General features: G+C 41.7%; 17 protein-coding genes. 15 read left to right on the plus strand and 2 right to left on the minus strand.

From position 1 onward, the window contains the following. Positions 1–130: 130 nt before the first annotated feature. Positions 131–511: a hypothetical protein gene (locus IRQ78_RS15730; RefSeq protein ID WP_054554459.1), complete on the plus strand. Its 381-nt coding sequence runs from the start codon at positions 131–133 to the stop codon at positions 509–511. Between the two features lie 7 nt (positions 512–518). Here the strand turns inward: IRQ78_RS15730 and IRQ78_RS15735 are convergent, their stop codons facing one another. Further along, the gene (locus tag IRQ78_RS15735; RefSeq protein WP_054562879.1) at positions 519–956 is read right to left on the minus strand and encodes a PaaI family thioesterase; all 438 of its coding nucleotides are present in this window, start codon (positions 954–956) and stop codon (positions 519–521) included. Between the two features lie 161 nt (positions 957–1,117). Between IRQ78_RS15735 and lexA the strand changes: the two genes are divergently transcribed. The 5 genes from lexA to IRQ78_RS15760 all read left to right on the plus strand — a co-directional run bounded on the left by lexA (position 1,118) and on the right by IRQ78_RS15760 (position 6,353). Then, positions 1,118–1,735, plus strand: a complete 618-nt coding sequence (gene lexA, locus IRQ78_RS15740; RefSeq protein ID WP_054554457.1) for a transcriptional repressor LexA — start codon at positions 1,118–1,120, stop codon at positions 1,733–1,735. Between the two features lie 437 nt (positions 1,736–2,172). Further along, on the plus strand, positions 2,173–3,315 hold the full coding sequence (gene coxB, locus IRQ78_RS15745; RefSeq protein ID WP_138601005.1) for a cytochrome c oxidase subunit II: 1,143 nt from the start codon (positions 2,173–2,175) through the stop codon (positions 3,313–3,315). Continuing rightward, complete coding sequence (gene ctaD / locus IRQ78_RS15750; protein ID WP_054554455.1) at positions 3,315–4,910, plus strand: cytochrome c oxidase subunit I; 1,596 nt, start codon at positions 3,315–3,317, stop codon at positions 4,908–4,910. The genes coxB and ctaD overlap by 1 nt, the downstream gene beginning before the upstream one ends. Beyond that, positions 4,910–5,440 (plus strand): cytochrome c oxidase assembly protein, encoded by a 531-nt coding sequence (locus IRQ78_RS15755; RefSeq protein WP_054554454.1) that lies wholly within the window; start codon positions 4,910–4,912, stop codon positions 5,438–5,440. Before ctaD ends, IRQ78_RS15755 begins: the two co-directional genes overlap by 1 nt. Positions 5,441–5,477: 37 nt before the next feature. Continuing rightward, positions 5,478–6,353 (plus strand): cytochrome c oxidase subunit 3, encoded by an 876-nt coding sequence (locus tag IRQ78_RS15760; protein WP_194442654.1) that lies wholly within the window; start codon positions 5,478–5,480, stop codon positions 6,351–6,353. On the opposite strand, the gene IRQ78_RS20845 is transcribed toward IRQ78_RS15760, so the two are convergent. Continuing rightward, complete coding sequence (locus tag IRQ78_RS20845; protein ID WP_082389325.1) at positions 6,253–6,564, minus strand: DUF2909 domain-containing protein; 312 nt, start codon at positions 6,562–6,564, stop codon at positions 6,253–6,255. The two genes, IRQ78_RS15760 and IRQ78_RS20845, sit on opposite strands and share 101 nt — an antisense overlap. A 14-nt stretch (positions 6,565–6,578) precedes the next feature. On the opposite strand from IRQ78_RS20845, the gene IRQ78_RS15770 reads away from it, so the two are divergent. The 9 genes from IRQ78_RS15770 to IRQ78_RS15810 all read left to right on the plus strand — a co-directional run bounded on the left by IRQ78_RS15770 (position 6,579) and on the right by IRQ78_RS15810 (position 13,733). Further along, positions 6,579–7,328, plus strand: coding sequence for an SURF1 family protein (locus tag IRQ78_RS15770; protein ID WP_194442655.1), 750 nt, complete (start codon positions 6,579–6,581; stop codon positions 7,326–7,328). Then, positions 7,309–7,803 carry a hypothetical protein gene (locus tag IRQ78_RS15775; protein WP_054554451.1) on the plus strand — a complete coding sequence of 165 codons (495 nt, stop codon included), beginning with the start codon at positions 7,309–7,311 and terminating at the stop codon, positions 7,801–7,803. The genes IRQ78_RS15770 and IRQ78_RS15775 overlap by 20 nt, the downstream gene beginning before the upstream one ends. Positions 7,804–7,823: 20 nt before the next feature. Further along, positions 7,824–8,813 carry a COX15/CtaA family protein gene (locus tag IRQ78_RS15780; RefSeq protein ID WP_054554450.1) on the plus strand — a complete coding sequence of 330 codons (990 nt, stop codon included), beginning with the start codon at positions 7,824–7,826 and terminating at the stop codon, positions 8,811–8,813. Positions 8,814–8,822: 9 nt separating this feature from the next. Then, the gene (cyoE, locus tag IRQ78_RS15785; protein WP_054554449.1) at positions 8,823–9,731 is read left to right on the plus strand and encodes a heme o synthase; all 909 of its coding nucleotides are present in this window, start codon (positions 8,823–8,825) and stop codon (positions 9,729–9,731) included. After that, positions 9,728–10,345 (plus strand): SCO family protein, encoded by a 618-nt coding sequence (locus IRQ78_RS15790; RefSeq protein WP_194442656.1) that lies wholly within the window; start codon positions 9,728–9,730, stop codon positions 10,343–10,345. Before cyoE ends, IRQ78_RS15790 begins: the two co-directional genes overlap by 4 nt. A 164-nt stretch (positions 10,346–10,509) precedes the next feature. Next, complete coding sequence (locus IRQ78_RS15795; RefSeq protein ID WP_194442657.1) at positions 10,510–10,782, plus strand: STAS domain-containing protein; 273 nt, start codon at positions 10,510–10,512, stop codon at positions 10,780–10,782. A gap of 9 nt (positions 10,783–10,791) precedes the next feature. Beyond that, positions 10,792–11,154: a response regulator gene (locus IRQ78_RS15800; RefSeq protein WP_054554446.1), complete on the plus strand. Its 363-nt coding sequence runs from the start codon at positions 10,792–10,794 to the stop codon at positions 11,152–11,154. 15 nt (positions 11,155–11,169) lie between these two features. Continuing rightward, the gene (locus IRQ78_RS15805; RefSeq protein WP_138601013.1) at positions 11,170–13,251 is read left to right on the plus strand and encodes a chemotaxis protein CheA; all 2,082 of its coding nucleotides are present in this window, start codon (positions 11,170–11,172) and stop codon (positions 13,249–13,251) included. Continuing rightward, a complete protein-coding gene (locus IRQ78_RS15810; RefSeq protein ID WP_194442658.1) occupies positions 13,248–13,733 on the plus strand; it encodes a chemotaxis protein CheW in 486 nt (161 codons plus the stop codon). The genes IRQ78_RS15805 and IRQ78_RS15810 overlap by 4 nt, the downstream gene beginning before the upstream one ends. The last annotated feature ends 4 nt before the right edge of the window (positions 13,734–13,737 follow it).

The raw sequence follows: 13,737 nt of genomic DNA on the forward strand, positions 1-13,737 counted from the left end.
CGCTATTTTAGGTTGTTTAGCTAGATTGCCAATGCGGCATAATGTCGCATTAACTGTATTCTAGATTTGGTATATATACAAAACTGAGTTAAAGTTTCAGTCGATATCAATAGAGGGTAAAAACGAGAGTATGTCGGAAATTCAATTTTTAAATGTAGATCTGGAGCTTGAATCAAAGCACGATATTAGTGCGCTTGTTGCTGATTTGAAGAAAAACGCCATGGTTTTACATTATGACCAAGATGAATACCGCCAACTAGCACGTATTGAAGCAACCGCAGATATCAGCTCTCCAGATAAAGCCATTAATCAGCTTTGCGAGCTTATTGAGTCTTGCTCGCGCAATGCATTAAAACAGTGGTTATCGTGCTCAAAGCGTACATTTGATATAGGCTTTGAATCAGGTAATTCGCCTAAATGCTTTAACCAACCCCTGCATGCCGATACCTTGTTACGTATCTCTGCAATTGGCGCAGGGATTGAAATTACTATTTATCCTGTCGAAAAATAGCCTGAATTTATCGCTCTACAACAGCTGCGGTCATTCTTGATACGCAGCAAAGCTCTCCTGCGGCATTGGTAATTTTAATATCCCAAACAGAAGTTCGCTTACCTAAATGCAGCGGTCTCGCAGTTGCTGTTAACGTTCCTTTGCGTGACGCTTTCATGTGGTTGGCATTAATTTCTTGGCCAACAGCATAAAACTTATTGAAATCAACCACGAAATTGGCTGCATAGCTTGCCACTGTCTCTGCTAATACAACGTTTGCTCCGCCATGGACCATGCCCATAGGGTTATGATGCTCAGGAATAGCAGGCATGGTTGCCATTAAATAATCATCGCCAATTTCAGTTACCTCAATGCCCATAGTTTTCATTAAAGTGCCTTGACCGGTGATCCCTTGTTCCAGCTCTTTGCAAAGCTCTAACGTGATTGGTTGGTGCCAAATACTCATTGTGTTTCCTTAGCCTGCTAATTAAAGCTAATACCTTATGGCATCTTTCGGTGTGGTTCAATGTTAGTTTTGTAGCAATATGATGGGGTTAATTTAAATTTGCGATTTTCAAATAACTGTATATACTCACAGTTAAATGTACTGTATGGAAAACCAGTTGTATGCGCCCATTAACTAAACGCCAATCGCAAATTTTAGAACTAATTAAAGTCTTTATTAAAGATACAGGCATGCCACCTACGCGTGCTGAAATAGCTCAAACATTGGGTTTTAAAAGTGCCAACGCTGCTGAAGAACACCTAAAAGCACTGGCAAAAAAAGGCATGATCAAAATGAAGCCTGGGGCGAGTCGCGGTATTCAGTTAATTGAAGAAGATGAGCCAGAGCAATTAGGCTTACCTTTAATTGGCCGTGTTGCAGCTGGTGAACCTATTTTGGCGCAAGAGCATGTTGAAAGTCACTGCCAAGTTGACCCTTCATTATTTAAACCTGCTGCCGATTTCTTACTGCGTGTAAATGGTATGAGTATGAAAGACATTGGTATTATGGATGGCGATTTGCTTGCAGTACATAGAACACAAGTTGCTGAAAATGGGCAAGTAGTTGTAGCTCGAGTCGATGAAGATGTAACAGTTAAGCGTCTAGAAAAAGCGGGTCGCAAAGTACTTTTACACGCTGAGAACGAAGAGTTTTCGCCTATTGAGGTTGACCTTGAGCATGAGTCGTTCAACATCGAGGGGTTAGCGGTAGGTGTTATTCGTAACGCTGACTGGATGTAAACGTTCCCAATTTGGTGCATCAAATTGACTCAATTTGGTGCGCCACTGAAATTTTACTACTTACTTAGGATTTGTGAATCCTTACTCTTCATTTAAAGCCTTATATGGCGCAGTTTTCCTCTCTTTTTACATTTCGTTCTTACTCCTAAACATTAAATAACGCGCTGATTATAGTTGTTATTTCTGCACCAAAATAAACATTTATTATCATTAAAACTTGCTTATTGGTCATTTTTTAACTAATTGGTTAATACACTGTATTAACACCTAATTAATAAAAAGACACAAAAATGTGCGAGGTGTTAGTCAAGGGGTCGGTATCATAAGTGGGTCAAAATGATACGTAGTCGCTCTGAACAATAAGAAAAACGAATGGGCACCTTGTTGTATCGCCTTTTCGCTTTGCGTCTTGCAATAGCATCTAAAGGAGCCGTCACATGGGTAAACTGCGTTATGCCTTGTGGCTTATATTGTTTGCACTTCCTGAGCTTGCATTGGCAAATAGCCAATACAATATGCGTAAAGGGGTGACCGATATAAGTAATAATGTTTATGAGTTACATATGACGATATTTATTATCTGCTGTGTAATCGGCATCATCGTATTTGCGGTGATGTTTTGGGCTTTAATACACCACCGTAAATCCAAAGGGGCCAAGCCTGCCCAATTTCATGAAAGTACAAAAGTTGAAATACTTTGGACTGCCATTCCATTTGTCATCTTAATCGCCATGGCTGTGCCTGCCACAAAAACCTTAATTGCCATGGAAGATGCCTCTAAAGCCGATATCACCATTAAAGTGACGGGCTCACAGTGGAAGTGGCATTATGAGTACATGGGTGAAGACATTGCCTATTACTCGATTCTATCTACTCCTAAAGATCAAATAGACAACCAAGCAGAGAAAACTGAACATTATTTGCTTGAAGTAGATAAACCGCTAGTACTTCCTATCAATAAAAAAGTTCGCTTTTTAATGACTTCAGACGATGTAATTCATTCATGGTGGGTGCCTGATTTTGCGGTTAAAAAGGATGCAAATCCTGGGTTTATCAATGAAGCGTGGACACGTATTAACGAGCCAGGCGTGTACCGTGGCCAATGTGCTGAGTTATGCGGTAAAGATCATGGCTTTATGCCTGTAGTGGTGAAAGCTTTACCTGAAGATGAGTTTGCTAATTGGCTTGCAGATGCTAAGCAAGAAAAAGCCAATGCGGCCGCAGCAGATGCTGCTTTGCTTGATCAAACATTACCGAAAGAAGAGCTTATGACCTTGGGTGAGCAAGTCTACATGGCTAGTTGTGCTGCATGCCACCAACCTACCGGTATGGGCCTACCTGGCGTATTTCCAGCACTTAAAGGCAGCCCCATTGTGTTAGGTGATGTAAAAGATCACATAGATATTGTGTTACACGGTAAGCCTGGCACTGCAATGCAAGCGTTTGATAAACAGCTTTCAATTAAGCAACTTGCTGCGGTGATTACTTATAAGCGAAATGCGTGGGGTAATGACACCGGCGATGTTATCCAACCGAGTCAAATTCAAGCCGCGATTGATGCAGCAGCGGAGGCGAACTAATGAGTAATGTTATTAACGAGCAAGCAACTGGGCATGCGCATCACGACCATCATCATCCAGCTAAAGGGTTTAAACGTTGGCTTTACACCACCAATCATAAAGACATTGGTAGTTTATACCTGATTTTTTCACTCACCATGTTTTTAATTGGTGGAGCGATGGCAATGGTGATCCGCGCTGAACTGTTTCAGCCTGGATTACAGTTAGTTGATCCGCACTTTTTTAACCAAATGACTACCGTACATGGTTTGATCATGGTGTTTGGTGCCGTTATGCCCGCATTTACTGGGCTTGCAAACTGGATGGTTCCTATGATGATAGGCGCACCGGATATGGCCTTACCACGTATGAATAACTGGAGCTTTTGGATATTGCCTTTCGCATTTTTAATCCTGTTGGCTTCGTTACTCATGCCGGGTGGCGGTCCTGCGTTTGGCTGGACTTTCTACGCACCACTATCAACAACTTACAGCAACGATAACACCGCACTGTTTGTGTTTGCCGTACATATCATGGGTATTAGCTCAATTATGGGGGCGATTAACGTTATCGTGACCATCGTCAACTTAAGAGCACCAGGTATGACGTGGATGAAGCTACCGCTATTTGTTTGGACATGGTTAATCACAGCATTTTTGTTAATTGCTGTTATGCCTGTTTTAGCAGGGGCGGTCACTATGGTGTTGACCGATAAATACTTTGCAACCAGCTTTTTTGATGCAGCCGGTGGGGGCGACCCTGTGATGTTCCAGCACATTTTCTGGTTCTTCGGTCACCCTGAAGTGTACATCATGATTTTGCCAGCCTTTGGCATTATATCGACTATCGTACCTACCTTCTCGCGCAAAAAGCTATTTGGCTACGCGTCTATGGTGTATGCAACTTCATCGATTGCGCTGCTAAGTTTTATCGTTTGGGCACATCATATGTTTACCACTGGGATGCCTGTGGCAGGCGAATTGTTCTTCATGTACGCCACCATGCTCATTTCGGTACCAACGGGCGTTAAAGTGTTTAACTGGGTAGCCACCATGTGGCGCGGTTCAATTAGCTTCGAAATTCCGATGATGTTTGCCATCGCCTTTATTGTGTTATTCACCTTAGGTGGTTTCTCTGGCTTGATGCTTGCGATTACACCGGCAGATTTTCAATATCATGATACCTATTTTGTGGTGGCACACTTCCATTATGTGCTTGTGACAGGAGCTGTGTTCTCAATTATGGCGGGGGCCTACTACTGGTTACCGAAATGGACCGGCAACATGTATAACGAAACGCTGGCGAAATGGCATTTTTGGTTATCGCTAATCAGTGTCAACGTGCTGTTCTTCCCTATGCACTTTGTTGGCCTTGCCGGTATGCCACGTCGTATTCCTGACTATGCTCTGCAATTCGCTGACTTTAACGCCATTATCAGTATTGGTGGTTTTGCATTTGGCTTATCGCAACTGTTGTTTGTGTTGGTGGTATTTAAATGTGCCAGAGGGGGCGAAAAAGCACCTGCCAAAGTATGGGATGGAGCTGAAGGTTTAGAGTGGGAAGTCGATTCTCCAGCACCTTATCATACCTTTGAAACACCGCCGGAGATTAAGTAATGAACCATGCACCTTTGCTAAAAAAACTGCTGATTACATGCTTGCTCATGTTTGCTTTTGCTTTTGCAATGGTGCCGCTTTACGACGTGTTTTGCGACGTTACAGGGTTGAATGGTAAGCCATCATTAGAAAAAGCGAGCGCGAGTGAATCAATAAATACACAGCGACAAGTTGATGTCAGCTTTACCACTCACGCTCAAAGCGGCGCGCCATTTAAGGTGCAGTCTGAGCAATACAGTGTGGCAGTACAACCTGGTGCCATGCGTGAAGTTAAATTCTCAGCGAAAAACACCAGTAATGAAGACAAAGTCATGCAAGCAATTCCATCAGTATCACCGGGTAAAGCGGCAAAGTACTTACATAAAATCGCCTGTTTTTGCTTTGATCAGCAGCCAATGAAAGCCGGTGAAGAAATGGAATTTACCTTGTTGTTTTATGTTGATACTGAGTTACCCGACGATGTTGAGGAACTGACGTTGTCGTATACCGTGTTTGATATTAGCGGGCATGTTGTGGCTAAAAACGATTAAAAGCCGCCAAGCTAATTGCTAATTGGGAGCAAACAAAATGAATCAAAATTATGAAAAATACTATGTTCCAGCCGAGAGTCCTTGGCCAATAGTTGGTGCCATCGCGATGTTTTTAATTGCTGTTGGTGCTGGTTTAACTGTGATGCAAGTAAGTGGTGAGGGCAGTAGTGGCCAGTATGTGTTGTATCTAGGCATTGCCATATTAGTTTATATGGTTTTTAGCTGGTTTAGAAACGTTATTGAAGAGTCTCATAAAGGGCTTTACTCAGCACAAATGGACCGCTCCTTCAGACAAGGTATGAGCTGGTTCATATTCTCTGAAGTTATGTTCTTTATGGCGTTTTTTGGCGCTCTTTTTTACGCACGTATGATTTCGGTGCCTTGGCTCGGTGGCGCTGGTAATAACGCTATGACCAATGAATTGCTCTGGCCAACCTTTGAAGCCGTATGGCCGCTATTAACTACGCCAGCGGGCGAGACCACACAGGCTATGGGCTGGCAAGGTCTACCATTGATCAACACGCTTATTCTACTTACCTCGTCGGTCACAATTCACTTTGCTCATGTTGCTATTGAAAACAACAAGCGCGGCGCCCTGAAGGTGTTTTTATCTTTAACCGTGCTATTAGGTGTGATTTTCCTTGGCTTACAAGTTTATGAGTATATGCATGCTTATCAAGATCTAGGTTTGACCTTAGATGCGGGCGTTTATGGGAATACCTTTTTCTTGTTAACGGGCTTTCACGGTATGCACGTGACACTTGGAACCATTATTTTATTTGTGGTGCTGCTCAGAATTTTTAAAGGCCACTTCACGAGTGAAAAGCATTTTGCCTTTCAAGCAGCTGCTTGGTATTGGCACTTTGTTGATGTGGTGTGGTTGTGTTTATTTGTATTTGTGTACGTGCTGTAGCTTTGTGAAGCGGCGACGGGTTGGTGTGAATAAAGCCTAATTTCATTGCGGCAATGATGAGCACCAGCACAATACCTGAGAACAGCACTCGACGACCTAAATAATGCGACATGGGTTTAGAGTGCTCTTTTGCTGACATCATCACAAACAGCGCTCTAAACAGGTTGAACAGAATATAAAGTAATAACAAAACAATAATGATTTTGATCATATTAGGTATTCCAAATGCAGTTAATTTTATGGCGTAAACAAAAGCTTAGCTCAATTATCGCAATTTGCGTTGTGATACTTGCAGTGCTTATTTGTTTACGACTCAGCGTTTGGCAATACCAGCGAGGCGAGCAAAAACAGCAGCAACTAAGCCAGTTAGCCGTTTCGAAAGAGCAAGGAGTTTTGAATTGGCAAGAGCTGCAAAATTTACCTAAAGAGCTGAACAAAACGGGCTTGCAAGTCAAGGTCTCTGGCGAGGTAAATAAACAACAATACTGGCTGCTTGATAATCAAATTTATCAGGGGCAAGTGGGCTATGACTTACTAGTAGCGATGACAATTACCGGTGAAACCGCGCCTATAATCGTTAACTTTGGTTGGTTAAAAGCTCCTGTAAACCGCAACCAGTTACCAACCGTTAAGTGGCCAGAATCAACAAGGTTTTCGGCCACAGTGCAATTGAAACAAGGCAACTTACAAGGCTTCACACTCGCCGATGAGATTGGTGCAGAACAAGGCTGGCCTAAGCGTATTCAAGGCATCGATTTAACAATTTTTAGTACTCAATTAGCAAAGCCCTTACAAGACTTTATTGGTTATCGTAATGAAGCAGATGGTATTGCAACCCCGCATTACCAGAGTGTCGTGATGGGGCCAGATAAACATTACGCCTATGCCGTGCAGTGGTTATTAATCGGCTTAGCGTGTGTTGTTATTGCTTATTTTGCGATGAGAAGGAGAGGTTATGAAAATAAACCCGCTTAGTTTATTCGTTTTATGCTGTTTTGTGCCGTTGGCACTTGCATATGCAGCATTAAAGCTTGAGTGGTTACCGAGTGGTTCGAGTAATCATGGTGAGCTTTTAAGTGAAGAAGTGAAGCTAGTTGATTGGCAACAAGGCGAACCTAAACAATGGACTATTGCGCTTAATTATCCAAAAGAGTGCACTGATGTTTGTGCAAGCCAATTAGCCAGTCTAGATAACCTATATGTCGCTTTAGGTAAAAATCAGCAAAAAGTGGATGTGGCGGTACTGACAAATCAACAGCAGGTATCGGCAAATTGGCGTCAATTAGCAGTAAGTCCTGCACTCAAAGCGGGAGACCTATATTTAGTTGATCACATGGGCTTAGTGGTTTTGCATTACCCCTACACGGCTGAGCCAGAACAAAACAGACTGATTCAAAAAGGCTTACTTAAAGACTTAAAGAAACTACTTAACTATGCGCGTTCAAGTTAAACCTCATTAAGGGGATAAAGATGTATAAAAATTATAAATATTTAGTCTTAATTACGGTTTTCTTCTCTATCTTAGTTGTTGGGCTTGGTGCTTATACACGGCTGAGTGATGCTGGGCTTGGCTGTCCTGACTGGCCTGGGTGCTATGGATTTTTAACCGTGCCAAAACATGAAACTGCTCTGTTACATGTTGAGCAAAACTACCCTGATATGATGTTTGAGGCTGCAAAAGCATGGAAAGAAATGATCCACCGCTATTTTGCCGGTGCCCTTGGCCTATTAATTTTAGCTTTGTTTGTTTTTGCATTTTTAAAACGTCAATATCCAAATATGCCGGTTAAGCTGCCATTAGCACTATTATTACTGGTGGTATTCCAAGCCGTATTGGGCATGTGGACTGTCACTATGAACCTACAACCTTTAGTTGTAATGGGGCATTTGCTCGGCGGTTTTAGTATTTTGTCGTTGCTGTTTTTATTGTATCTACGTTTAAAGACCGAACCTGTTGCTAGCAGTGATAGCGGCGCAAAGCCATATTACCGGTTAGCGCTGGTGGGCTTGGTGGTGCTTATACTGCAAATTGCATTGGGTGGCTGGCTTGCGGCGAATTATGCAGCTCCACATTGCAATGGCTTACCGCTGTGTAGCTACGGACAACCGTTTTCTTTGAAGAGCGTTTTTCAATTACCGCTCGAGCACAGTACCTATGAATATGGTGTGCTATCGCAGCAAGCGCGTATGTCTATTCATTTGCTGCATCGTATTTGGGCGCTGGTTACTTGTGTAGTGTTAGCGCTGATCATGTGGCGCATATATTCACGCTGTTACTCACGAAAAATTAAGCACTGTACCGTCACTGTATTAATCGCTTTGTTGTGCCAAATCTGTTTAGGTCTAGCTGTTGTGCACTGGCACTTTCCATTAAGTGTTGCGCTTGCGCACAACCTAATGGCCGCATTGTTACTGCTTAGCATGGTAAGACTATGCTTCCACTTAAAAATAAGAACCTAGGAGGCTGTGATGGCATTATTACTAAGCTCAGAAAAATCATTATTTATTCAAAGCTCAGAGTTACTTAAAGATTACTTAGCTATAAGTAAATTTAAAGTGGTTGCCATGCTTGTACTCACAGCATGGGTTGGTCTGGCATTAGCTCCTGATGTTGGGCGAGGAGTATTTGTGCAACTCGCAAGCTTGCTAGGCATTGGCTTGCTGTCGGCCGCAGCTGCTGTGATCAATCATGTTGTTGATAGTGAAATCGACAGTAAAATGGCACGTACGCGCCATCGCCCTGTGGCAAAAGGTCGACTCAGTAAACAGCACGCTTTGAGCTTTGCTGGAGTGATTGGCGTAATAGGTTTTATGATGCTTGTGATTTGGGCGAATACACTTACAGCCATTCTTACTTTGTTTGCGCTTGTTGGCTATGCCTTTATTTACACTTCATTTTTAAAGCGTGCCACACCGCAAAATATTGTTATTGGTGGTTTGGCTGGAGCTATGCCACCGCTGTTAGGATGGGTATCTGAAACTGGCCATATGGCTGCTGCACCATGGTTATTGGTGATGATTATATTTACCTGGACCCCACCACATTTTTGGGCATTAGCGATTGCACGTAAAAGTGATTACGAGCGGGCAAAAATTCCGATGCTGCCAGTTACTCACGGTATTGAATTTTGTAAAACATGTGTAGTGGCTTACAGCATTTTACTCGCGTTAGTGTGTGTACTGCCTTACTTAATTGGTATGTCAGGGCTAATTTATTTGCTTGGGGCGAGCATACTAAATGCTGTTTTCATTTATAAGGCGCTGAAGCTGAAAATAGCACCTAAAGATGATACTGCAATGGACTTATTTCGTTTTTCAATTGTGCATTTAATGCTACTCTTTATTGTCTTATTTATTGATAAATGGTTAGTTTTATGACGCGAATAGTCGCTTTATTATTTATGGGCTTGGTGTTATTTATTGCTGGATGTGAAAAAAATAATAGCGTCCCTGAGGTGGAAGCGCTGGTTTATGAGCAAGCGAAACCGATTAGTCCTTTTTCATTAACTGATCAACATGGTGCGCCTGCAAATAACAGCCAATTTATGGATCATTGGAATTTGGTCTTTCTAGGTTACACCAGTTGCCCAGATATTTGTCCAATGACACTGGCAAAACTAACCGCGATTCAAAAACAGTTAAGTCAAGATTACAAAGTACAAGTATGGTTTGTTGCTGTTGATCCAAAGCGTGACACAACTGAAAAGCGTAAAGCTTATATTGATTACTTTAATCCTAACTTTCTTGCTGTTTCAGGTCCGCATAAACAACTTTTTCCATTTGTAAGAGAGTTAGGCTTAATTTACGCAATTAACGATAGCGATCAGCAAGAATACGCAGTTGATCATAGTGCATCAGTTGTTTTAGTTGATCCTACAGGCTCTGTTAGAGCTATTTTCAAACCACAATTTAAGCAAGGTAATGTGCCATTAGTAGATGCTAGCAAGTTAACGGAGGAGTTTAAGTTAATAGCAGACTATTATGCAGAATAAAGCATTTGCCTTGCGATATTAGCTAACAATAGTAAATACATTTTTTGCCATAACTCGCTAAGCTACTAAAAAAATTTACTATTTTTTAAAGCAATTTATGGCAATTTCGTTTAGTCAGTCTAAGCTTTTATTATGAATTGTTTTAAGCAGGGAAGATTCAAATAATGTTAAAGCTCCCTATTGAATTAGCCATTACTCAGGTCGAAACACTCCATCAAGATTTGCTACAAGAATTGTCTGCGAATGACGATATTTGTCTTGATATTAGTGAAGTGACACGAGCTGATACGGCGTCAATTCAGCTTTTATGTGCGCTGCAAAAACATTTGCTTTCAGTACAACACAAAATCATATGGGTTGGTGAAAGCAAGCCTTTGCAACAAGCAATTACTAGTTTGGGTTTAAGCCATTATCTTGTGCTTGAAAATACCAATTAAGAGGTTTTTATGAAGAGAATTCTAGCTGTCGATGATTCTGCATCAATGCGCCAAATGGTCAGCTTTACACTAAAAAAAGCAGGCTTCGATGTAACAGAAGCAAAAGATGGTAGCGAAGCACTAAATATCGCTAAGCAACAAGGTTTTGATGCGGTTATTTCTGATGTGAATATGCCTGTCATGGATGGCATTACTCTTATTCGCGAGCTGCGTAGCTTACCGAATTATAAATTTACACCACTACTAATGCTGACCACAGAGTCAGGGCTTGATAAAAAAACAGAAGGTAAAGCTGCTGGAGCAACAGGGTGGATTGTTAAACCATTTAATCCTGAGCAATTGTTAGCGGTATTGAAAAAAGTGATTCGCTAATAATAGGAGCGGGGCATGAGTATAGATCTAAGCCAATTTTTTGAGGTTTTCTTTGAAGAAAGCTTCGAAGGTCTTGATGCAATGGAAGCCGAGTTATTGAACTTGGTGCCAGGCGAAGAAGACTTGGAAACGATAAATACAATTTTCCGTGCTGCACACTCAATAAAAGGAGGCAGTGGTACCTTTGGTTTCAGCGCCGTTGCTGACTTTACTCATGTACTTGAGACTTTGTTAGATCAAATCCGTGAAGGCTCTCGTACCTTAACCGCAGAACACGTTAATCTCCTTCTCAAGTCGGTTGATTGCTTAAGAGCGTTGTTAAGAACATTGCAAGCGGAGCAGCAGCCAGACTTAACAGAGGCTGATGAGTTACGGGTTAAATTTGAAGAAATTCTGGGCATGCGCTCTAAGAGCAAAGTTGTTCAGCAGCAGGCAGTTAGTAACGAAACTAACATAAAAAATACCTTTCAAATTGACTTCAAACCCCATCATCATTTATTTAAAACTGGCAATGAACCATTGTACATGATCAGTGAACTTGCTGAGTTGGGTGAGCTAGAAACACAAGCCTTTCAAGATGATGTCCCCGATATTACTAACCTTGCCCCCGAAGACTGTTTCTTATCATGGCGTTTTTTCTTAACCACAGACAAAGAGCAAAGTTGCATAGAAGAAATTTTTGAGTGGGTTGAGGATGACGCTGACATTGCTATCACATTGTGCGGTGGCTTGTTTGGTGATGAAGAAATTACAACGACTGAAACGGCTACAGCAGTTGTCGAACAAAAGAAAGAAGTCGAGCCTATTCCAGTTAAACCAACTACTGATACGAAAAAACCAGTACCCGTTAAAGCGACCACAGCCAATGCAGAGTCAACCTCAATCAGGGTTGGTATCGACAAAGTTGATTCATTGATCAACATGGTGGGTGAGTTAGTTATTACTCAAGCGATGTTAAGCCAGTTAGGTGAGCAAGAAATAACCGAAGCAACCATCGCCTCGTTACAAGAGGGCTTAGCGCAACTGGCACATAATACTCGTGACTTACAAGAAAATGTCATGCGTATTCGTATGTTACCAATAAGCTTTGTATTTAGTCGCTTCCCTCGGTTAGTTCGTGATATCTCGCAAAAGTTGGATAAACAAGTTGAGCTTAAATTGCTTGGTGAACAAACAGAACTAGACAAAACGGTGATGGAGAAGCTTTCTGATCCTATGGTGCACCTAGTGAGAAACTCCTTAGATCATGGCTTAGAGACAGTTGATAAGCGTGTTGCTGCGGGCAAAGACCCAGTTGGCACTGTGACGCTTAATGCATTTCATCAAGGCGGTAATATTGTTATCGAAATTATGGATGATGGTCAGGGGCTCAACACGCAAAAGATCAGAGAAAAGGCGATAAAAAATGGCTTGATCTCTGAAAGTGACGATTTAAACGATAACGAAATTAATGAGCTTATCTTTTTACCTGGCTTTTCGACAGCGGATCAAGTGAGTGACTTATCTGGCCGCGGTGTTGGTATGGACGTGGTTAGGCGTAATATCGAAGCGCTCAGTGGCTCGGTTGAGGTGGCTTCAGCGCCAGGTGTCGGTTCAACCTTCACCATCCGGTTACCTCTTACTCTAGCTATTTTGGATGGTCAATTGGTTAAAGTTGCCCAGCATACATACATTATTCCACTCATTTCTATTATTGAGTCACTACAAATTGATATCAGCAAAGTCAGTCGCGTCGGTAAAGATTTAGATGTACTTCGTTTGAGAGATGAGTACATCCCAATTTTAAGGCTTTACAATATTTTTAATCACAAAGGTGCGATAGAAACGCTTGATAGAACTTTGTTGGTTGTTGTTGAGAGCGATAATCAAAAAGTTGGTTTGTTGGTTGATGATTTATTATCACAGCAACAAGTGGTTATTAAAAGTTTAGAGGCGAATTATCAAAAAGTTGATGGTGTATCAGGAGCGACAATTTTAGGAGATGGCAGAGTATCTTTAATTATAGATATCAGCGGCTTAATTAAATTGTCAGGCTTAAGGAAGCCAGGAAGCCAAGAGTTAATTATTGAATCAAAAGCTAATTTGGAGGCGTCATGATTGTTGAGCACGATGACCTACAAAGTAAGCTGAATATCGGGCAAGACGAAGATATTAAACAGTTTTTAACCTTTTTCATGGCTGATGAAGAGTACGGTGTAGATATTCTTACGGTACAGGAAATTCGTAGTTGGGAAGAAATTACTGAAATTCCAAACTCACCTGACTTTGTTAAAGGCGTTATAAATTTGCGCGGCACTATAGTTCCTATTATTGATTTACGGCTGCGCTTTGGCTTGCCCGCTGTCACTTATGGACCGTTAACTGTCGTTATTGTACTGAAAGTTAAACTAGAGAGCACATGTAAAATTATGGGTATCGTGGTTGATGCCGTGTCGGATGTCTATAGCATTGCAGAGCATGAAGCGAAAGCGGTGCCGCACTTGTCTGACTCAGACAACACTCAATTTGTTGCGGGTTTAGTCAATGTGGGTGAAAAGATGGTCGCGTTACTAGACCTACAAAAAACAATGGGCATTTAATTGG

Origin of the sequence: Pseudoalteromonas simplex, from assembly GCF_015278155.1 — a bacterium.
Lineage (GTDB): Bacteria > Pseudomonadota > Gammaproteobacteria > Enterobacterales > Alteromonadaceae > Pseudoalteromonas > Pseudoalteromonas simplex.